This window comes from [Zimmermannella] bifida NBRC 103089, from assembly GCF_001570925.1.
GTDB lineage: Bacteria > Actinomycetota > Actinomycetes > Actinomycetales > Microbacteriaceae > Gulosibacter > Gulosibacter bifidus.
In genome coordinates this window covers 86,536-106,514 of the sequence record NZ_BCSP01000005.1, presented here as the reverse complement: position 1 = coordinate 106,514, position 19,979 = coordinate 86,536, and the positions used below count along the sequence as shown (strand labels likewise).

The 19,979-nt window shown below is 61.8% G+C and carries 19 protein-coding genes; 4 read left to right on the top strand and 15 right to left on the bottom strand.

Features of this window, described 5'->3' with window-relative positions; genetic code table 11:
* Window positions 1-15 precede the first annotated feature (15 nt).
* Window positions 16-1,128, top strand: coding sequence for an Mrp/NBP35 family ATP-binding protein (locus tag ZBI01S_RS05910; protein WP_066057736.1), 1,113 nt, complete (start codon window positions 16-18; stop codon window positions 1,126-1,128).
* A 67-nt stretch (window positions 1,129-1,195) separates the two neighbouring features.
* Here ZBI01S_RS05910 and ZBI01S_RS05905 read toward each other — a convergent pair whose 3' ends face one another.
* Window positions 1,196-1,624 (bottom strand): twin-arginine translocase TatA/TatE family subunit, encoded by a 429-nt coding sequence (locus ZBI01S_RS05905; protein ID WP_083524556.1) that lies wholly within the window; start codon window positions 1,622-1,624, stop codon window positions 1,196-1,198.
* Window positions 1,625-1,727: 103 nt separating this feature from the next.
* On the opposite strand from ZBI01S_RS05905, the gene ZBI01S_RS05900 reads away from it, so the two are divergent.
* Entirely contained in the window at window positions 1,728-2,360 is a 633-nt protein-coding gene (locus tag ZBI01S_RS05900) for an O-methyltransferase (protein ID WP_066057733.1), read from the top strand.
* A gap of 110 nt (window positions 2,361-2,470) precedes the next feature.
* Here the strand turns inward: ZBI01S_RS05900 and ZBI01S_RS09550 are convergent, their stop codons facing one another.
* Window positions 2,471-2,641, bottom strand: a complete 171-nt coding sequence (locus tag ZBI01S_RS09550) for a DUF3117 domain-containing protein (protein ID WP_083524555.1) — start codon at window positions 2,639-2,641, stop codon at window positions 2,471-2,473.
* Between the two features lie 361 nt (window positions 2,642-3,002).
* Here ZBI01S_RS09550 and ZBI01S_RS05895 point away from each other — a divergent pair, with 361 nt between their 5' ends.
* Entirely contained in the window at window positions 3,003-3,605 is a 603-nt protein-coding gene (locus ZBI01S_RS05895) for a superoxide dismutase (protein ID WP_066057730.1), read from the top strand.
* A gap of 347 nt (window positions 3,606-3,952) precedes the next feature.
* Here the strand turns inward: ZBI01S_RS05895 and ZBI01S_RS05890 are convergent, their stop codons facing one another.
* The 12 genes from ZBI01S_RS05890 to ZBI01S_RS05835 all read right to left on the bottom strand — a co-directional run bounded on the left by ZBI01S_RS05890 (window position 3,953) and on the right by ZBI01S_RS05835 (window position 18,364).
* The gene (locus tag ZBI01S_RS05890; RefSeq protein ID WP_083524554.1) at window positions 3,953-5,791 is read right to left on the bottom strand and encodes an AMP-binding protein; all 1,839 of its coding nucleotides are present in this window, start codon (window positions 5,789-5,791) and stop codon (window positions 3,953-3,955) included.
* Between the two features lie 164 nt (window positions 5,792-5,955).
* A complete protein-coding gene (locus ZBI01S_RS05885; RefSeq protein ID WP_159421424.1) occupies window positions 5,956-7,257 on the bottom strand; it encodes a putative hexosyltransferase in 1,302 nt (433 codons plus the stop codon).
* Window positions 7,258-7,447: 190 nt separating this feature from the next.
* Window positions 7,448-8,734 (bottom strand): citrate synthase, encoded by a 1,287-nt coding sequence (locus ZBI01S_RS05880; RefSeq protein WP_066057725.1) that lies wholly within the window; start codon window positions 8,732-8,734, stop codon window positions 7,448-7,450.
* A 279-nt stretch (window positions 8,735-9,013) separates the two neighbouring features.
* Window positions 9,014-9,334 (bottom strand): ferredoxin, encoded by a 321-nt coding sequence (gene fdxA / locus ZBI01S_RS05875; RefSeq protein ID WP_066057724.1) that lies wholly within the window; start codon window positions 9,332-9,334, stop codon window positions 9,014-9,016.
* The gene (locus tag ZBI01S_RS05870) at window positions 9,331-9,915 is read right to left on the bottom strand and encodes a hypothetical protein (RefSeq protein WP_159421423.1); all 585 of its coding nucleotides are present in this window, start codon (window positions 9,913-9,915) and stop codon (window positions 9,331-9,333) included. Before ZBI01S_RS05870 ends, fdxA begins: the two co-directional genes overlap by 4 nt.
* Window positions 9,916-9,923: 8 nt before the next feature.
* Window positions 9,924-11,837, bottom strand: a complete 1,914-nt coding sequence (gene typA / locus ZBI01S_RS05865) for a translational GTPase TypA (RefSeq protein WP_066057717.1) — start codon at window positions 11,835-11,837, stop codon at window positions 9,924-9,926.
* A 106-nt stretch (window positions 11,838-11,943) separates the two neighbouring features.
* On the bottom strand, window positions 11,944-12,870 hold the full coding sequence (locus ZBI01S_RS05860; protein WP_066057715.1) for a CPBP family intramembrane glutamic endopeptidase: 927 nt from the start codon (window positions 12,868-12,870) through the stop codon (window positions 11,944-11,946).
* Window positions 12,867-15,038, bottom strand: coding sequence for a 4-alpha-glucanotransferase (gene malQ, locus ZBI01S_RS05855; protein ID WP_066057712.1), 2,172 nt, complete (start codon window positions 15,036-15,038; stop codon window positions 12,867-12,869). The genes ZBI01S_RS05860 and malQ overlap by 4 nt, the downstream gene beginning before the upstream one ends.
* A 128-nt stretch (window positions 15,039-15,166) precedes the next feature.
* Complete coding sequence (locus tag ZBI01S_RS05850; RefSeq protein WP_066057709.1) at window positions 15,167-15,628, bottom strand: Rieske (2Fe-2S) protein; 462 nt, start codon at window positions 15,626-15,628, stop codon at window positions 15,167-15,169.
* Between the two features lie 47 nt (window positions 15,629-15,675).
* Window positions 15,676-17,094 (bottom strand): MFS transporter, encoded by a 1,419-nt coding sequence (locus tag ZBI01S_RS05845; protein WP_066057706.1) that lies wholly within the window; start codon window positions 17,092-17,094, stop codon window positions 15,676-15,678.
* Between the two features lie 71 nt (window positions 17,095-17,165).
* Window positions 17,166-17,648 (bottom strand): hypothetical protein, encoded by a 483-nt coding sequence (locus ZBI01S_RS05840; RefSeq protein ID WP_159421422.1) that lies wholly within the window; start codon window positions 17,646-17,648, stop codon window positions 17,166-17,168.
* A gap of 149 nt (window positions 17,649-17,797) precedes the next feature.
* On the bottom strand, window positions 17,798-18,364 hold the full coding sequence (locus tag ZBI01S_RS05835; RefSeq protein ID WP_066057700.1) for a hypothetical protein: 567 nt from the start codon (window positions 18,362-18,364) through the stop codon (window positions 17,798-17,800).
* Window positions 18,365-18,428: 64 nt separating this feature from the next.
* Here ZBI01S_RS05835 and ZBI01S_RS05830 point away from each other — a divergent pair, with 64 nt between their 5' ends.
* On the top strand, window positions 18,429-19,373 hold the full coding sequence (locus ZBI01S_RS05830) for a patatin-like phospholipase family protein (protein WP_083524564.1): 945 nt from the start codon (window positions 18,429-18,431) through the stop codon (window positions 19,371-19,373).
* A gap of 92 nt (window positions 19,374-19,465) precedes the next feature.
* On the opposite strand, the gene tpx is transcribed toward ZBI01S_RS05830, so the two are convergent.
* Window positions 19,466-19,963, bottom strand: coding sequence for a thiol peroxidase (tpx, locus tag ZBI01S_RS05825; protein ID WP_066057832.1), 498 nt, complete (start codon window positions 19,961-19,963; stop codon window positions 19,466-19,468).
* Between the last annotated feature and the right edge of the window lie 16 nt (window positions 19,964-19,979).

The following is a 19,979-nucleotide window of genomic DNA, read 5'->3' as shown; positions in this document are numbered from 1 at the left end:
CTGCCCCGCTCCCCGATGACCCAACCGCTGGCTGACCGCATCCACCGCGAACTCGCGACCGTTCTCGACCCGGAGCTTCGCCGACCGCTCACCGAACTCGACATGATCGGTGACATCGACGTACCCGAATCCGGGCCGATCACCGTGTCGATGCGGCTGACCATCGTTGGGTGCCCGGCCGCCTCGCAGATTGAAACCGAAGTGCGCGCCGCCATCGAACGCGCAATCGGCGACCGCGCCTACACCCTGCAGGTTGGCGTCATGACCGCCGCCCAGCGCACCGCACTCACCGAACGCCTGCGCGGTGGTCGCCGCGATGCGCATCCGTTTACCCCAGACTCACTCACGCGGGTTATTGCGGTAACCAGCGGCAAGGGCGGTGTCGGTAAGTCGACGGTGACCGTGAACCTGGCGGTCGCGCTGGCCAGTCAGGGGCTTCGCGTAGGCATCGTGGATGCGGACGTCTATGGCTTCTCGGTACCGGGCTTACTCGGCATGCCCCCGGGCGCCCAGCCCACACAGGTGGGCGAGCTCATGCTGCCGCCGGTGGCGCACGACGTTAAAGCCGTATCGATCGGCATGTTCCTGCGCGATGCCGAAGAGGTAGTGGCCTGGCGCGGCCCGATGCTACACCGCACCCTGGAGCAGTTCTTGCGCGACGTATTTTTCGGCGACCTCGACATCCTGCTGCTTGATTTACCGCCGGGAACTGGCGACATCGCCATCTCCCTGGCGCAATTGCTGCCGCACAGCGAGGTGCTCGTCGTCACCACACCGCAGCCCGCGGCGGCCGATGTGGCGTGGCGTTCCGGCGCATTGGCAGCGAAGACTGGGCAGCGGCTTATTGGCGTCGTTGAAACGCTTTCGCCCACGCGTCTGCCCGACGGCACCGAATTCGCACTCTTTGGCGCTGGCGGCGGCGCGCAGGTTGCCAACCGTTTGGGGGTGCCGCTGCTCGCGCAAGTACCGGTGAGCGAGACGCTGCGCGCCGCCGGCGATGCGGGCACCCCGATCGTGACGTCCCATCCCGATGACCCTGCGGCCGTTTCCCTCACCGAAGCCGCACGCGCGATCATGCACAAACCGCGAGGCCTGAGCGGACGATCGCTCGGCATTTCGACGCGCTAGCAAGGGGCCGCTTCACGAGGCCGGCTGAAGGCCCGCTAGCTCATGGCCATCAGCGACGCGATTCGACCTAGGTAGCCTCGCTATCGAATGGCGCCCTGCCCGGCACGAGCGTGTCGGCGCCACGAGCGCCCAGCGCCCAGGCAGGTGCCGAGCTCATGCCGTCGACTTGCCTTGCCGCAGGCGTTGCGGCAACGGCGGCGGATGCGGTCGCTCCAGCTACCGCGGCAGCAGCCGTTTCGTTACCCGCTTCGTTCCACGCGTCGCGAATAATTCGACGCGGATCGTATTGGCGGGGGTCAAGCTTGCGCCATTCGTCGATATCGAATTCGTCGCCGAGCTCAGCCTGAGCACGGTCCTTGGCACCATCGGCCCAGGACCGAGCGCGCTTGATCCACCCCGCGAATTGGGAGGCGAGTTCGGGCAGTCGTTCAGGCCCGAAAATGAACATGGCAATGACACCGATCAGCAGCAGCTTCTCAAACGTCAATCCGGCCATTGCGCCAGTTTACCGCCGACGCCGGGAATTGCGACGTTGCCAGCGCGCCGAAACCGAACGCATCCAATTCTTACTCAAGAGAGGCACACGCTAACCTAGTGCAATGGCCGAATACGAATTGAGCAGACGCTACGTCGACGAACAAGCCGTCGAAACGTCGCTGCAGCACGGAATTCGTGTCGAAGCCCTTGCCAATTCGCTTCCGGTGGTCAGCACCGCACTGGCTGCGCACCTGGCGTTCGTTGCCAGCGTGTCAGCTCCCGACCAGATCATCCAGATCGGTGCCACTGCCGGCGTCGCCGGTGCCGCCATACACCGGGGTGCACCCAAGGCAATCATCACCACCATTGATCACGACAGTGAAGCGCTCGACCGTGAACGTCGCAGCTTGCTCCGCATGGGACACGCACCGGCTTGGATCCGCAATATCAGCGGCGATCCGCTGCAGGTACTCCCCCGAATGAGCGAGTCGTCCTATGACCTTGTGCTCATCTCCGCAACGCTCGACCACGTCGCCGCGCACATTCAGCACGCGCTGCGACTGGTTCGCCCCGGCGGCACCATCCTCGTCTGCAACGCGTTGAACCACGGACGAGTTGCCGATCCCGCTCGTCGTGATCCGGTGACACAGTCCTTGCGGTCGCTGATCCGCGAATTCTCACGTCACCCGGACTTCATTGTGGCGACGCTACCGATCGACGGTGGCCTGCTGCAGATCTCGTTGCCGAGCCGGTAGCTAGGTGGCTCGAGCCACGACACACCCGCGAACCGGAAAAACAACGTGAGCGGGTGTAACACACCCGCTCACTGCATCCGCCACAACCTTCTCGGCGGATCGTCATTTGTCTAGCTAGCTACGGCACCGTTCAGTGCATCGGCAAGCTCCTTAGCCTCGGCGTCGTTAACCGACACGACCAGGCGTCCACCACCTTCAAGCGGTACACGAACGATGATGAGTCGTCCTTCGCGAACTGCTTCCATCGGACCGTCACCGGTGCGTGGCTTCATTGCAGCCATGAGTTTCTGCCTTCCTGTGGTCAATACTTGCAAACCATTATCGCACTTGCGACAATGCGCTGCCAATGCCCCGGAAGTTGCATTGCATTTTGCGCATGTTTTCATGCCGGGTTACGGCATCTGCGGGTTGGCCGACACCTACCGCACCCCGGGCAATACAGATTGTCTGGTGAATGGTGCAGCAGGCGTATTGTCTGGTGAACGGTGCAGCAGGCGTATGCCGTTCGACTAGCACGCGCAGCGGTTCACTGTCAGCACAACATTGCCCAAACGCTCAACCGGGTTGGTTAGGCTCGACCTCGGCTGCGTTTGCAGTTTGTGACACTCCCCGTCACCGCGCACGATGAAAGGACCAACACTCATGGCAGAGTTCAGCCTTCCTGATCTTCCCTACGACTACAGCGCTCTTGAGCCGCACATTTCGGCCAAGATCATGGAGCTTCACCACTCGAAGCACCACGCAACCTACGTTAAGGGCGCAAACGCTGCCCTTGAGCAGCTCGCTGCAGCTCGCGAGGCCGGCGACTTCAGCAACATCAACCGCCTCGAGAAGGACCTCGCGTTCAACGCCGGTGGTGTCAACAACCACTCGATCTTCTGGACCAACCTCACCCCTGACTTCGAGGAGCCAACCGGTTCGATCAAGGACCTGCTCGACAACGAGTTCGGTGGCCTCGACAAGTTCCAGGCACAGTTCACCGCAGCGGCTCTGGGCATCCAGGGCTCGGGCTGGGCAGTGCTCGGTCGCGACAACGTGACCGGCAACGTTTCGACTTTCCAGCTCTTCGACCAGCAGGGCAACGTGCCGTTCGGCGTCACCCCGCTACTCATGCTCGACATGTGGGAGCACGCCTTCTACCTCGACTACCAGAACGTCAAGCCTGACTACGTCAAGGCCTTCTGGAACATCGTCAACTGGAAGAATGTTGGCGAGCGTCTCGACGCAGCGGTAGCTGCCAAGTAGTCGCGCGCAGTACCGTTTCGTGCGGATGGCCGGGGTTTCGGTCGTCCGCACGTTTCGTTTCCGTGCCCGCCAGCCCCTGACACCGGACTACCTAATTACCGACCGCACTGCAAAATTTCCCGACCATTTGGTTGAACATTGTTCCAACCGCCTCTGCGATGCCAGATTGAACTGTTCTTGGTGCAATGCTCAATAGCACGAATTCGAATCAACCGGCTCTCGGAATTGCATTCGCTGCAGGTAGGTCGGCAACGAACCGCGCCGCATTAATGCCTCCGAACTATTGCATTGGGGCCGTACCAAACTTCTTGGTACGGCCCCAATGTGCGTTCACGAACGCCAGATCGCTAACGGCGCTTCTTCAAGTCAGGGAAGTCCTCTTCGCGGAATTCCAGCGGGAGACGCTCGCCACGGCGCGCGAATTGCTGCTCGCGGTCACGCAATTCAACGCGTCGAATCTTGCCCGAGATCGTCTTTGGCAGCTCTCGGAATTCGAGTCGACGCACCCGCATATAGGGTGGCAGTGCTGTTCGCGCGTGCAGCAGAATGTCAAAGGCAACTTCTTCGGTTGGCTCGTACCCACTAGCCAGTTGCACGTAGGCCTTCGTGATGTTGAGTCGCGTCGCATCCGGCGCACCCACGACCGCAGCTTCGGCCACGGCCGGATGTTCGACCAACGCCGATTCGACCTCGAAGGGCGACACTTTGTAGTCACTGGCTTTGAACACGTCATCAACGCGACCCACAAAGGTCAGGCGACCAGACGGATCACGCTGTGCCACGTCGCCAGTATGGAAGACTCCCCCGGCCATACGTTCGGCAGTTGCGGCCTCGTTGTCGGCATAGCCGGACATGATCGAGACCGGCCCACCATCACTGAGGTCGATACACACTTCGCCTTCGGCACGCGGTACATCATCGCCAATCCGCTCGCCGGAGTGCTGATCGACCAGCACCACCCGAATACCCGGCAGGGCTCGCCCCATCGAACCCGGTACGACCCGGTCACCGGGGGCATTCGCGATGCTGGCGGTGAGTTCGGTCTGGCCGTAACCGTCGCGAATTTCCAGTCCCCACCATTCGCGGATGCGCGCAATAACTTCGGGATTCAGCGGCTCACCTGCCGATAGAATCTCGCGCAGCTTGCTCGGACGCGCTGTTGGCCGGTGCTTGATGAGCATGCGCCAAACAGTCGGCGGCGCGCAGAACGTTGTTACTCCGGCCGTTGTGAGACGGTCGACCAGGCGCTCTGGATCAAACTTGGCGTAGTTGTCGACGAATACGGTCGCTTCGGCGATCCAGGGCGCAAAGAACGCGCTCCAGGCGTGCTTTCCCCATCCGGGCGATGAGATCACCATGTGCGTGTCCCCCGGTTTGACCCCAATCCAGTACATGGTCGAGAGGTGTCCGACCGGGTACGAACGGTGGGAGTGGATGACAATCTTTGGTTTCGAAGTCGTACCCGAGGTGAAGTACGCAATTGCGGGATCGTCTCCACCCCGGCTACGTGCAACTGGGGCATCGCTCTGTTCACGTGCGTCGCGGTAATCGATGCGCGGCCGGTTCAGGTCGTAGTCGTTGGCGATACCGATGGCGACGCGCTCGGCGCCGCGAGCACCGCTGACCGAAATGACGCGAAAGTCGCCCGGGAACCAGTCAAATTTTTCGGCATCGGCTTCGTCGGTAATGACCCAGTTGACGCCACCGCGCTCGATTCGATCTTCAAGCTCAGCAGCGCCGAGCACCACGGCTGTTGGCAGCATCACCGCACCGATTTTCATCACCGCGAGCATGCTCTCCCAGAGCTCGACGCGGTTTGCGAGCATCAGCATGACGCCATCCCCGGGTTTCACCCCGAGTTCTTGCAGCCAGCGGCCCACCTGGTTCGAGCGTCGACGAAGCGCATCAAAGCTGTACTTCGCCTCGCTACCGTCATCTTCGACGATCCACAGCGCCGTGCGGTCATTGCCTTCGGCAATCGCGTCAAACCAGTCGTGTGCCCAGTTGAACTGGTCACTCACCACGGGCCAGGTGAACGTGCGATGCGCGGTTTCGGTGTCGTGCGAACATGCCTGAAGCAGATCACGCGCCTGTCGATAGCGCGCCGTATCCGAACCTGCTGCATCCTGCTCAACACCGTTACCGGCCAGCTGACCGTCAGTGCCTACCGCATTGTCGTCATTCATTCTGCAAGCGTAGTTCGCGGTCCGTTGGAAAAAGACGCAGCACCGCTGCGTGTTTCCGAGGTTTCTTGTGCAATTTCGACAATTGCGTCGTGACGGTTGCGTCAGACAACCGCCTGAGTACGAGGCTCGGATGCAGTGGTGCTGCCAGGTGAACTGGGTTCGGTTTACGGCGGGGTCCAGTCGCGGCCGATCACGAACCACATCCAGTGAATCCAAACGACCTGCGCGAGCACTGAACAGATTATTGCGCAGACGCGATAGACGGGCGACCGTGGTAGCGCGAGCGGCGCCACAATGGCCGGGAACATGGGCATGATCATGCGGAAGGTAGACGATTGCGGGAAGAACACCGCGAAGATGTAGGAGAAATAGGCGATGGCCCACAGCCGAATTTCAATGCCGAACCGGTGCAGCACGCGCGAGCTCAACCAGAGCGCGACGCCAACCAGGATAACCAGCACCACGATGGTGCCGACCGGTTGCCCAAACCAAAAGTCTGCGCCGTGGAACCACGGGGTAAAGGGCAGCGTCTCTTTGTCACCGGTGTAATGGCGACGCCACGCATACTCGGTCTCGAGGTACGCGCGCGGGTGTCCAGTGACGATTCCCGCGATGATGAGCCAGGCGAGCCCCATGATGCCGGAGAAGATCGCCGCCACCCACACGGCCCGTTGCTCACGCATGTGGAACGCTTCGCGTTCCTTCCAGTAGCAGTTCCAGTACCGGTAGCCGATATAGAGCGCCAGCGTGAATGCCCACGCGAGGCCCGTAGGTCTGGTGAACGAGGCGATGAAAATCAACGGCAGCATCGTGTACCACTGACGGGCGACCATGAGCCGCAGCAGTGCCGTCAGCATCCAGAAGTGCAGCGCTTCGGCGTAGCCAACTTGGAAGATCGGAGAGATGGGCCCAACACACAGCAGCACGACCGAGAACATCGCCGTGTTGTGGTTGGTGAACTTGATCAGCAGTTGGTACAGCCCGTATGCACAGCCGAATCCGGCGATGAGCGAAATGCAAACGGTGATGACTTCAAATGGCAGGCCGGAAATCGCCATGATCCCGCGCACCATGAGCGGGAACAGCGGCATAAAGGCCCAAGCATTCTCGGTGACGAGTCCCTGTTGTTCCGGCAACTGCGTCGGATACAGGTCATTAGCAATGTGCCGATACCAGGCAGCATCCCACAGGTTGGCGAACTCGAAGAATCCGGGCTGCGCCGTCGGCGTCTGCCACGTGACTTCTTGCTTCGACGCGTACGTCAGCATGATCAACGAGGTGACAACGCGGCTGATCAGGTAGATCAGGAACACCTGCACCATTGGGTGCAATCGCAGCCAGCGTTGCGAGAACCAATTGGATGCGACGTTGCGCGTGATGTGTACCTCGCCGCGGTTGACCGATGGATGCTCGTAGCGCTCCGGCAGTCCCTGCGGCATGGGCTTCTTGATCAGTTTGCTGATCACGCGACCGTCCCCTCGTTCGGCAACGGTGCGTTCCGCCGTTCGCCAGGCTGGGTACGCGTGGACCCGAACAATCCCGTAACGCGATTGCCGCGGTCGATGGATGTCGTCAATCCGCTGAACAAGAATTGGCACATGGGTGCAAGTCTAAAGGGATGCAGCGACGTAACGCTGCATCCCTTGGCACCACTGACTAGCGGACGTTCGTAATGAACTCGCGGCCGTCCGGATAGTGACGTTCCCCACTACCCCGGTACAGTTGCTGCGGACGTCCGAGCTTCGAGCGAGGGTCGATGTTCTGTTCCCGCCACTGCGCAATCCAGCCCGGCAGTCGCCCAATTGCAAAGAGCGGGGTGAACATGCGGGTTGGGAAGCCCATGGCCTTATAGATGATGCCGGTGTAGAAATCGACGTTCGGGTACAGGCGACGCGATTGGAAGTATTCGTCGTTCAGCGCCGTCTGTTCGAGTTCGAGGGCGATCTCGAGCAGCGGGTCGTGCACGCCGAGGGCGCCGAGTACCTCATCTGCCGACTGCTTGACGATTTTCGCGCGTGGGTCGTAGCTCTTGTACACGCGGTGGCCGAAGCCCATCAGGCGTACGCCGTCTTCCTTGTTCTTGACACGCTCAACAAAGCGGGCCACACCGTCACCAGAGTCACGGATGTCGGCAAGCATCGTGAGCACGGCCTCGTTAGCACCACCGTGCAGCGGACCGTAGAGCGCCGAGATACCGGCCGAGATCGATGCGTAAATGTTCGCTTCGGTCGAACCAACCAAACGCACCGTTGAGGTGGATGCGTTCTGTTCGTGGTCAGCGTGCAGAATCAGCAGGCGGTCCAGGGCGCGCGAGAGCACCGGGTTAACCTCGTACGGCTCGGCGTAGTTGCCGAAGTTGAGCTTAAGGAAGTTGTCGACGAAGCTCAGCGAGTTGTCGGGGTATAGGAAGGCCTGGCCAATCGACTTCTTGTGCGCATAGGCGGCGATGACCGGAATCTTCGCGAGCAGGCGAATCGTGTTGATTTCTACCGATTCGGGATCGTGGACATCAAGCGAGTCTTCATAGTACGTTGCCAGCGCCGCGACGGCACTCGACAGCACCGACATTGGGTGCGCCGTGAACGGCAGCGCCTCAAACAGCAGCTTAATGTCTTCGTGCAGCAGCGTGTGCCGGGTGACGCGCTGCTCAAATGCTTCGTACTGTTCCTTTGTTGGCAGCTCACCGTAAATGAGCAAGAACGCTACTTCAAGGAACGTCGAGCGTGCGGCGAGTTCTTCGATCGGGTAACCGCGGTACCGCAGAATGCCCTCATCACCGTTGATGTAGGTAATCCACGATTGGGTCGATGACGTGTTGACGTAGCCGTAGTCGAGCGCGGTCAGGCCGGTCTGCTTGAGCAGGCCAGAGGTGTCAATGGCACGCTTGCCTTCGGTCGACGACAAGATCGGCAGATCTACGGAGCCGCCTGCATGTCCATCCATCTCCGGGTAGGTCAGCGTCGCAACTGGCGGTGCGTCCTTGTGTGAGTGAGTTGATTCGCTCACTGATCCTCCTTTTGGCAAGCCATGGACTCGAGTTTGGACGGGCCTCAATGCCCGAACAACCTCACCAAGCCTAACCCCTGATTCCTGGTGTACCGGTGAACCACAATGCATTCACCGAGTGATTGACGTTCACTACAATCGCGGCAACGCGTTCATTACCGCACAACCAATAAACGGCCGCAGAATTCGCTGCAGCCGTTTATTGCATTTCTCTGCCTATTCGCCCTGTGGCGGAAGTGCGCTAATAAGCGGGTGGTCGAATGGCTGCACACCGAGCTTTGCGGCACCGCCAGGTGAACCAATTTCTTCGAAGAAATCGACGTTGGCCTGGTAATAGTCGGCCCACTCTTCGGGCAGGTCGTCTTCGTAGTAGATCGCTTCGACGGGGCAAACCGGTTCACACGCACCGCAGTCGACGCACTCGTCGGGGTGGATGTAGAGCATCCGCTCACCCTCGTAGATGCAGTCCACGGGGCACTCGTCTACGCACGCGCGGTCCTTAAGGTCGACGCAAGGCAGAGCGATGACGTAGGTCATGAGCGGTCCTCCTCAGGGATCGTTGACAAAACGGGGTCTGGTGCCGTCTGCGGCTGCGGGGATGCAGCGGCAGCACCAGTAGAGGTCTGTGCCTCCTGCTGATGGATAGCGTACCGCGCACGTGCCGCTCTTGCTTCGCCCTCCGCGCGAGCCGCACGCAAATCCGGCCAAATTGCTGGCAGGAAGGCGATAACCGGGGCGGCGAAACTCCAGACTTCACCGACACCAAGGCCACCGGCTGGGTCGGCGGGAATCACGATCGATGCGCCGATTCCTGGCATCGCCAGAAGCTGCACCGCAATCAACACACCGGCAGCAAATGCCACGTTCGTCAGGCGATCGCGCAGGTACCAGCGCAGGCCAAAAGCCGTGAGCGTCACGGCAAGCAGCGCCGCAATGACGCCAAACCAGAGGTACGTCTCCCCCGCAAGCACGCGTGCTCGGTGCATCGCCGTTCCCAACGAACCGGCGAGCACACCGAAGGCACCGTACGACACGGCGACGGCCAGGCGTTCACCGAACCGATGCATCCGCATCCGGTTCACTACCTGACCATCGCTGTTGTGGTGTTGCGTTCGCAAGAAACCGCCTATTCGCCACGCTTTGCGCGAGCGGTTGCGCGGGCGCGCAGGTTCGAGTCGAGTTCGATCTTGCGGATGCGGATCTTCTCGGGCGTAACCTCAACGCACTCGTCGTCGCGGGCAAATTCGAGTGATTCTTCCAGCGTGAGCTGACGCGGTGGCGTAAGTCGCTCAAGCTCGTCGGCACTTGCCGAACGCATGTTGGTGAGCTTCTTTTCCTTGGTGATGTTCACGTCCATGTCATCGGCACGCGAGTTCTCGCCAACGACCATGCCCTCGTAGACCTCATCGGTTGGGTCGACGAAGAACGTCATGCGTTCCTGCAGCGCCATCATGGCGTACGGCGTTGCCACACCGGCACGGTCGGCCACAATCGAGCCGTTCGTACGAGTCGTGATCATGCCGGCCCACGGCTGGTAGCCAGCCGCAATCGAGTTGACGATACCGGTACCGCGGGTGAGGGTCATGAACTCGCTGCGGAAACCAATCAGGCCTCGGGCCGGAATAGTGAACTCCATGCGAACCCAGCCGGAGCCGTGGTTTTCCATGCTGTCCATGCGTCCCTTGCGGTTCGCCATCAGCTGCGTAATCGCGCCAAGGAATTCCTCGGGCACGTCAATCGTGGCGTGCTCGAACGGCTCGTGCTTCTTGCCGTCGATTTCCTTGGTAACCACCTGCGGCTTACCGGCGGTGAGCTCGAAGCCCTCGCGGCGCATGTTCTCAATCAGAATTGCGAGCTGCAGCTCACCACGGCCTTGTACTTCCCAGGCGTCTGGGCGGCCGATGTCGAGTACGCGAATCGACACGTTACCGACCAGTTCGCGGTCGAGACGATCCTTCAGCATGCGTGCGGTGAGCTTGTGGCCCTTGACCTTGCCCACGAGCGGCGAAGTGTTGGTACCGATGGTCATCGAGATGGCCGGGTCATCAATCTTGATCTGTGGCAGTGGGCGCACGTCGTTAAGGTCGGCAATCGTGTCACCAATGGTGATGTCTTCGATACCGGCAATTGCCACGATGTCACCGGGGCCGGCCGAGTCGGTCGGTACGCGTTCGAGACCCTTCGTTTCGAGCAGCTCGGTAATACGCACGGTGCGGGTTTCACCTTCGTGTACCCAAGCAACCGTTTCACCCTTCTTCAGAACGCCGTTGTGGACGCGCAGCAGCGCGAGACGACCGAGGAACGGCGACGAGTCAAGGTTGGTGACGTGCGCCTGCAGCGGAGCGTCGGCCTCGTACTTGGGCGCCGGGATGTTCTCGAGGATGGCCTGGAACAGCGGCTCGAGGTTGTCATTGTCGGGCAGCTCGCCGTTGGCAGGCTTGTTGGTCGACGCGGCACCGGCACGACCGGATGCGTACAGCACCGGCAGGTCGAGGATCGAGTCGACGTCGAGGTCAGGAACGTCATCCGACAGGTCACTTGCCAGGCCGAGCAGCAGGTCGTGGGCTTCACCAACGACCTCGTCGATGCGAGCGTCAGGGCGGTCGGTCTTGTTTACAAGCAGGATGACCGGCAGCAGCGCTTCGAGTGCCTTGCGAAGCACGAAGCGAGTCTGCGGCAGCGGGCCCTCCGAAGAGTCAACGAGCAGAACCACACCGTCAACCATCGAGAGCGCACGCTCAACCTCGCCACCGAAGTCGGCGTGACCCGGGGTGTCGACCACGTTGATGGTGATCGGACCATCGCTCGCGTGTTCGCCTTCGTAGCGAATGGCCGTGTTCTTCGCGAGGATCGTAATGCCCTTTTCGCGCTCGAGGTCGTTCGAGTCCATGACGCGGTCTTCGTCGGTGTGAACGGAGTGGTCACCGAATGTGTGCGTCTGCTTGAGCATCGCATCCACCAGGGTGGTCTTGCCGTGGTCAACGTGGGCGACGATGGCCACGTTTCGGAGGTCGTTACGGTGGGTAAGCGATGAAGTCATACGCGTTTCTTGTGCTTTCTTATATGCGGTTAGACCGTCAAGTCTAGGTGAGTACCCCGGGTTAGCGATATGTATTCGGGCAAACTTGTGTGCATTTTTGCTGAATCTAGAAGACGCCGGGCCAAATCTGCTTCGCGAACGGGTAGCCAATAAAGGCCACCGCATCCAAAATCGCGTGCGCGATGATCAGCGGAAGCACGCGCCGCTGACCGTCCGAAGCACGCCAGAACCAATACGCACTCGCAAACACCAGCCCCATGACGACGTTGCCCAACGCCATCGGCACGCCCTGGTACAGGTGGTAGCTTCCGCGCAGCAACGATGACACGAGAATGATCGCCCACACCGACCACCCCAGCGTGCGTAGCCGCAGCGAGAGGTACCCGACAACGATGATTTCTTCGAGCAGCGCGGCTTCAAGTGCCGCCAGCACCAACGCGATGAGCGTCGACCATCGGAACGTCACATCACCCGCCGCAACTTGCACCGTGAGCCCGGCAGCACGCGAGATCACATAGAGCGCAAGGCCAGGGATCCCAATCGCAGCGGCCAGAAGCGCACCGCGACCGAAATCGCGACCGAACACGCGCATCCGCCGAACCTGCGCACGATCACTAGCGTCGACGCGAACCCCGGCACCAAGGTTCATACCGAGCCGGGTGAACCCGTGTTGAAACCGATTGCTCAGCAGCAGCATTGCCAACGCTACGGGAGCAAGACTCGCGGCAACGTAAATGGTGCGACGGATGAGGTCGAACACGATCGCCTGCGACGTCGGGTCGTTCAGCGCCACCTGCTGCTGGCCAATTGGTTCCGGTGCGAGCAGGTACTCGACAAGCCGCAGTACGGCCAGCAATGCCGAGGGAATCAGCGAACACGCGAGCACGATCCAAATCTCGGCACGAACACGCTGACGGGTGGCCCGCAGCCACGGCCGCACCCCTCGATGCACCGTCGATACAACGGGTGTCGCGTCGACGGATGCGGGTGCCGCGTGTGGTGCAGGCGTCGGCGACTCGGGGCCGGCGCTCATCGACGACGGGATGCGGCAGCGATCCGCTCTGCCTGGGGCGTAGCCAGCACGGCTTCCAGCATGAGCGGTGTGCCGTCAGCTCCGGCCAAAGGCAGCGTCCAGTTTGGGTATTCGCGGAACGTTCCCGGCTGATTAATCGGCCGGCGGTCTCCCGCAAGGTCAGCGAGTGACACACCGAACAGCTTCGACGCACCCTTGGCCAAGTATTCGTGCAACGCGACCACCTGGTCATCGGTCGAAGCATTCGGAGCCACAAGCCCCGCATCCACTACCTGCTGCACAAACGCGGCGACCACGTCGCGCTCGGCGGCAAGTTCGTCATCGAGCGTTCGAGAGAGCAGCCCGAGTTCGTGTCGGATGCGCACATGTGCGAGTTCGAGGTATCCCGCCGTTGGCGGCAGGTCGTGCGTCGTGACCGTGGCGAGGCATTCGGTGCGGTACTCGCTCGGCGCGATCGGTGCATCGTGTTCGTCGCGCTCAAACCACATGATCTGTGTGCCAAACACGTGACGTTCCGTCATGACCGATCGCGTCAGATCACTCACGACGCCAAGGTCTTCACCGATCACCAGCGCACCGGCGCGGTCAGCTTCGAGCAGCAGCACACCAATCATGGCTTCGTGGTTGTAGGTGACATAGGTACCGGCACCGGCGTGCATCCCGGTCGGTACCCACCACAGCCGGAACATGCCGAGGATATGGTCGATACGCAGCGCTCCCGAACCGGTGAATGCCGCGCGAAGCATGTCTCGAAGCGGCGCATAGCCGGTACGTTCGAGGGCGTCCGGGCGAAGCGGTGGCTGCGACCAGTCCTGGCCCAGCTGGTTGAATGCGTCTGGCGGTGCGCCCACCGAAACTCCGCGCGCGAGCGAATCATCGAGCGACCAAGCATCGGCGCCCGACGGGTGAACACCCACGGCGAGGTCATGCATCACGCCAATGCGCATGCCGGCGTCGCGCACCGCCTGCTGTGTCGCGAGCGCCTGCTCGCGAACAACGAATTGCAACCAGCAGTAGAACTGGATGCGGTCGGCATTGGCCTGTCGGAACTCGTCAACGGCGTGGGTGCGCGGCGAGTGCATCGGCTCGGGCCAGTCGCGCCAGTTCCAGCCGTGGGTTTCGCATAGCGCGCACCAGGTCGCAAAGTCAATGAGTCCCTGCCCCTCGGTTTCGCAGAACGCGCCGAAGTCGTGCCAATGATCCGCGTTTTCGTGCGCTGCCGCAAAGCACAGGCCGAGCGCTTCGCGCTTGGCGGTCCATACGGTGTCGCGGTCGATTTCGTCGCGGGATGCGGTGGCACGCGCGATCTCAGCGAGTTCTGCAATGCGCGTGGCCGCGGTGTCGCGAAGGTCGATCTGGCCGGTCACATCATCGACGTTAATGAGTGATGGGTCGACGAACCGCCGCGAAGTCGGCAGATAGGGCGACGGCTCCAGCGGTGTCACCGGCGATGGCGCGTGGAATGGGTTGACGAGCACGAAATCCGCGCCGCGCTCGGCGCCCCAGGTACCGAGGGTTCGCAGGTCGCTGAGGTCGCCCATCCCCCACGATGATTCGCTGCGCGCCTGGTATAGCTGCGCCATGATGCCCCAGGCCGGTTCGTCAACGGCAAACGAGCTGCGCTGCGGCGCACAAATCAGTGTGCTGCGCGCAATCACCTCTTCGCCGTCTTGTTCGGCCAGCAGCATGACACCAGCGGTGTGGTCGTTCACGGCAGCGGCCGGGATGCGGGCTTCGAGTTCGTGCCAGCCAGCGGCGATCTGCCCCGGCAGCCGGAACTTGGCTTCACCGATCTCGACGCCTTCAACATTGCCGTTGGCGACCAGGTGCTCGAGCTGTTCGAGCTGGATGCGGTCACCGGTTTCGCACACGGCCTCGACGGTGACCGGGGCACCTGCCGGAACGTGTACGAGTACGTCGTGGTCGCATCCGGCTCGCATAACCACAGTTGGTGGCAGTACCTGTCGCCAGTGACGGGAGCGAGCGAAGTCGAGCGCCTGTTCGGCCGCCGCCTGCGATGACGTATCGATATCCAGCGCGCGGAGCACGGCGCTGAGCGTGGCATCGCTCACCGTGACTTCATTGCCGCGCCAATCGAAATAGCGAGTGGCAATGCCGTACTGCTGAGCGAGTTCGACCAAGACCTGTTGCGTTACCGTTTCAGTCACACTCGCGAGTGTAGGCAGCGTGCTCGAACGAAATCTGACCGCCGAGCACGTATCGCTCGACGGTCAGGACGTCATGGGTCGCCAGGTGACGACGCTGCTATTGGCTGGTGCGGTTGCGACGCCCGTGATTACGGCGTTACCGAGAGCATGTCGCCGTTCTTCGTCACGGTGAGTTCTGGCAGCGGCAGCTGGGCCGGGCCCGACACGGCCTCACCGGTGTTGATGTCGAAGTAGCTCGAGTGGCAGCCGCAGAACGCACCCTTTTCGCGAATCTCCGAAACGAGGCAGCCTTTGTGGGTGCACTCGGCGTTGAACGCCTTAAACGTGCCTTCCTGTGGCTGCGTCACCACGGCGCGGTACTGCGCCAGCACGATGCCGGCACCAACCGGCACCTCACTTGCAGCAATTTCGAACGGTTCGGCGGCCTTCTGGCTACCGCCACCCTGTTCGCTGCAGCCGCTGAGCAGCATGGCTGCGGCGGTACCGCCACCGACGAGTGCGGTGTTGCGCACGAGCGCGCGGCGCGTGAGCGGCACGTTCGGGATGCGCGGAGTCGGTTGCGAGGATGCGGCAGCAGCTGAATCAGTCATGCTTCGAGACTAGCCAGCGCACGTTGCGTCTGCCAGCAGGCGCCGCGCTAGTCGGCAAGCTGCTTGCCGCGCTGCTCGGGCAGCAGGAATGCCGCACCCGCGGCAATGCCAAAGGCGATCGCAAACACGATGAACACGACGATCGTCGCGCCGCCGGTCTTATCCAACACGAACGGCACCAGCAACGGCGCGATGATCGAGGCAATGCGCCCGAAGCCAGCGGCCGCGCCCGAGCCGGTGCCACGAATCGCCGTCGGGTAGAGCTCCGGCCCAATGGCGTAGAGCGCACCCCAGGCACCGAGGTTAAAGAATGAAAGCAAGCATCCGGCCGCGATCACGAAACCGGTGTTGCCTTCGAGCCCGGACCAACCGAAGAATGCCGCGGCAAGCGCCGAACCGGCGAGGAACGTCGCCAGCGTGCTACGGCGGCACCAGCGTTCCACGAGCCCTGCGGACACCGCATAGCCGGGAAGCTGCGCGAGCGTCATGATGAGGGTGAAGGTGAACGACTTCACCAGCGACATCCCAGCGCCAGCCAGCAGGTTTGGAATCCAGATGAACGCACCGTAGTAGCTGAGGTTGATGCAGAACCAGATGATCCAAAGCCCGAGCGTGCGGCGTCGATACCTGGGCGACCAGATCGTGGTGCGTGAGGCGTCGTTAACGTCACGACCGAGCTGCTCGAGTTCGCGTTGCTCGCGCTCACGCTGGCTGCGGATGCGATCGAGCTCGGCCTGCTCGATCGTCGCGGTGATCCTGCTGGCGCGTTCCCAGTCGCGTACGATGCGCTCGGCTTCGTCGTGGCGTGATTTGGACTCGAGGAATCGAACCGATTCAGGCAATCCCATGCGCACGACGAGTGCGTAGGCAGCCGGAACCGCGCCGAGCAGGAGTGCCCAGCGCCAGCCGTCGGCGTGCGGGGCGATCACGTACGTGCCGATAACTGCCGCCAGAATCCATCCGACCGCCCAAAACGATTCGAGCCACACGACCACGCGACCGCGAATGCGAGCAGGTGCGAACTCCGAGACCAGCGTTGCCGCAACGGGAAGTTCCGCACCGAGTCCGAGCCCTACAAAGAACCGCAGCACGAGTAGCAGCGTCAGCATCCAGGCGCCGGCGGCAAGCGCCGAGATACCAGTTGCGACACCGTAGATAACCAGCGTCAGCGCGAATACCTGGCGGCGACCTATTCGGTCAGCGAACAGCCCACCGAGAGTGGCGCCAACGGCCATGCCCGCGAAACCGATCGACGCCAGCAGCGCACCCTCGCCCTTGGTAATGAGGCCCTGACTGATGAGCGAGGCGATGACAAACGAAATCAGCCCGACGTCCATGGCGTCGAGCGCCCAGCCAATTCCCGACCCGAAGAGCATGCGGTTGTGACGCTTGCCGTAGGGCAGTCGGTCTAGACGTTCATTACGGGTGAGGTCACTTGCGGTGACCGGTGTTGCGGGGTCAGCCATGCATCAATGCTAGGCCGAAACCGCGCAGTCGTTGACGGCGCATAGGTACCGTCCTCGCTGGATCCGTCTCGCTAGCGAGCTTCGGTGCAGGCCGTGACCAAGCTCTCAGCCCGCTTGCCGCCAAGAACGCCGACGTGCACAACCAGCACCGACCCATCACTCAAGACCATAATGACGCGGCCGGGTTCCATGAACCGCGAGTGCTTCCACACGCGGTGCATTGCGGTCCGGGACTGCTCCCACTCAATTTCTGGTTCGTCCACATTGTTGACGTCGATGACGAGCACGCGGTCATCGGTGACCAGGATGTTGGTGGTTGGTGCGTCGAGCGCCTTGCGCAACGCGAGGGCTTCGCATCCCGACCAGCCGTAGTACGAGCCATCCTCAAGCAGTGCCACGACGCGCTTCTGCCACTGTGCATCCGATTCGCCGGGCTGCTGCAATGCGGCGGCGCGGTCGGTTGCCGTGTCTTCACCAGCGTGTTCGTCTTCGTCAGCAAAGCGGTGGTCGGTGAGCTCAAATTCGCATTCGACAAAGCGAGCCGGTTGCATCACCAGAGGGGTCTCCCCGGGCTTCAGGACACTACCGACTAGGTTCGTCAATTGCGCGGTTCCGTTAGGCACGGTGCCCTATGGTGGCACCTTTCCGTGTGATTAGCCAGTTTCTTGGTGGCTCGGCACAAGCACAAACCATCAGGCGCGTGCTAAGCACCGATGAGTTCGAGCCGTTCAGCGAGGTACTGCTCCAGCGGAACAGCATTCTCGATGGCGCAGTGTGCCGACCAACGAACGTAGATTGCCTGGCCGCGCAGCACTACGGGCTGGTCTCCGTCGGCGGGCGACGCGTCACCGGCTGCGCTAGCTTGTTGCAGTGACGCCGCCGTGATCTCGCGGCAGTCGTAATGCACGACCGTTCCCTCGGCATATCCGCCGCGAATCGCTGCGTGGCGCATCTCGTCTCGGGCGCGAGCGCTTTCTGCGGTGTACCCCTTGTGCGGTGGTGGCTCGTGAGCGCGAAGCGTCGCACCGGCGCGCCAGAGCTGTCCGTGTTCATCGATGACCACGACGCCCAATCGCCAGCCGCGACCGATCGACGCGAACCGTGCCGGGCGCATCCCGAACAACCGTCTGGTTGGTGGCACGTACTCGGCCAAATGCTCGAGCGGAATACCGGCTGCGACGCAGCGGTCGCGCGCATCACGTGCGACGCGCTGTAATAGGTCGTCGAGCGCGTTGGCGTCGTCGTTGCGTGGCAAAGCATTTGCGGGCATGGATGCACGGTAACAGCATGTCGGTCGGCGGCGGTGGTCATGTGGTGCTGTCACACTGGTGCACGTGAACGATTCACCGAACCCGCAGTCGCCCGCATCCGAGTCGATCGTGCCGGCAACCGTATTGCCCACGAATGTGCACAACACCGCACTGATTTTTGAAGGCGGTGGCATGCGTGCGGCGTACACCTCGGCAGTTTGCGCCATGCTCATCAACGAGGGCGTCTGGTTTGACTGGGTCGGTGGCATCTCAGCTGGCTCGAGCCTTTCGGCGAGCTACCTGGCGCGTGACGCGAAGCGTGCCAAAGAATCGTTTGTTGATTTCGCGGCCGACCCAAACTTCGGGTCGTGGCGCACCTGGCTCGAAGGCAAGGGCCGGTTCTCGGCGGAATACATTTACGAGCAAACAGCCGAACCGCACCAGGCATTCCCCTATGACTGGGCGACGTATCAGGCGAACCAGACCGACTTCGGCATCGGTGCGTTTGAAATGCGCACGGGCAAGATGCACTACTGGTCACGCAGCGATGTATCGGTGATGCGAGACTTGTTGGTTCGGGTGCGAGCTTCGTCATCGCTGCCGATTCTGATGCCGCCGGTCACAATTGGCGACAATGTGTTCGTCGACGGTGCGCTCGGTCCGACCGGCGGGTTTGCGCTGGATGCGGCAAAGCGGGCTGGGTACGAACGGTTCCTGGTGGTGATGACTCGGTCGCGCGACTACTACAAACCACCGGCACGCGTATCGACCCTGATTCGCCAGGTGTTCCGCAAGCATCCCGCTGTCATTAACGGCATCTTGCAGCGTCCGGCACGCTACAACCACACGCGGGCGGAACTCTTTGATTTGGAGAAGGAAGGCCGCGCCTATCTCTTCTGCCCCGAGAACCTGACGATCTCAAATAGCGAAACCAATGTCGCCAAGCTTGAGCACCAGTACCGACTCGGCGAGATCCAAACCGCGCGCGAGCAGGCGGCCATGCTCGACTTCATCCACGCGGGTGAGTAACAACGGCTGACCACTCGCCTCGCAGCATTTCGCCACCGAGCTCTAGACAACGACGACCCAGCACCACCGTGCTGGGTCGTCGTCTCGTTGTTCTACTTGAGTGCTGCGAGTACCGGTTCGTAGTCCGGTTCATCGGCGATCTCGGGAACGATCTGGGTGTACGCGACCTTGCCCGACTCATCCACCACGATCACCGCGCGCGCGAACAACCCGTGCATGTCGCCGTCGCCCTGTTCGACGCCGTAGTCCACACCAAACGTCGAACGGAAAGCGCTGGTGGCGACAACATTCTCGATGCCTTCGGCACCGCAGAAACGCGAGAGCGCGAACGGCAGGTCTTTAGAAGCGGTGATGACGACGGTGTTATCGAGCGATGCGGCTTCTTCGTTGAAGCGGCGAACCGATGCAGCACAGGTCGGGGTGTCGATCGAAGGGAACACGTTGAGCACGACGCGCTTACCCGCGAAGTCCTGCAGCGTGACGTCGTTGAGCTCTTCGCCAGTGAGGGTGAAGTCGGGGGCGGCATCACCCACGTTCGGGAGCATGCCGACGAGATTGATGGTGGTTCCTTGATATGCAGTAGTAGCCATGCGCAGAGTTTGGCAA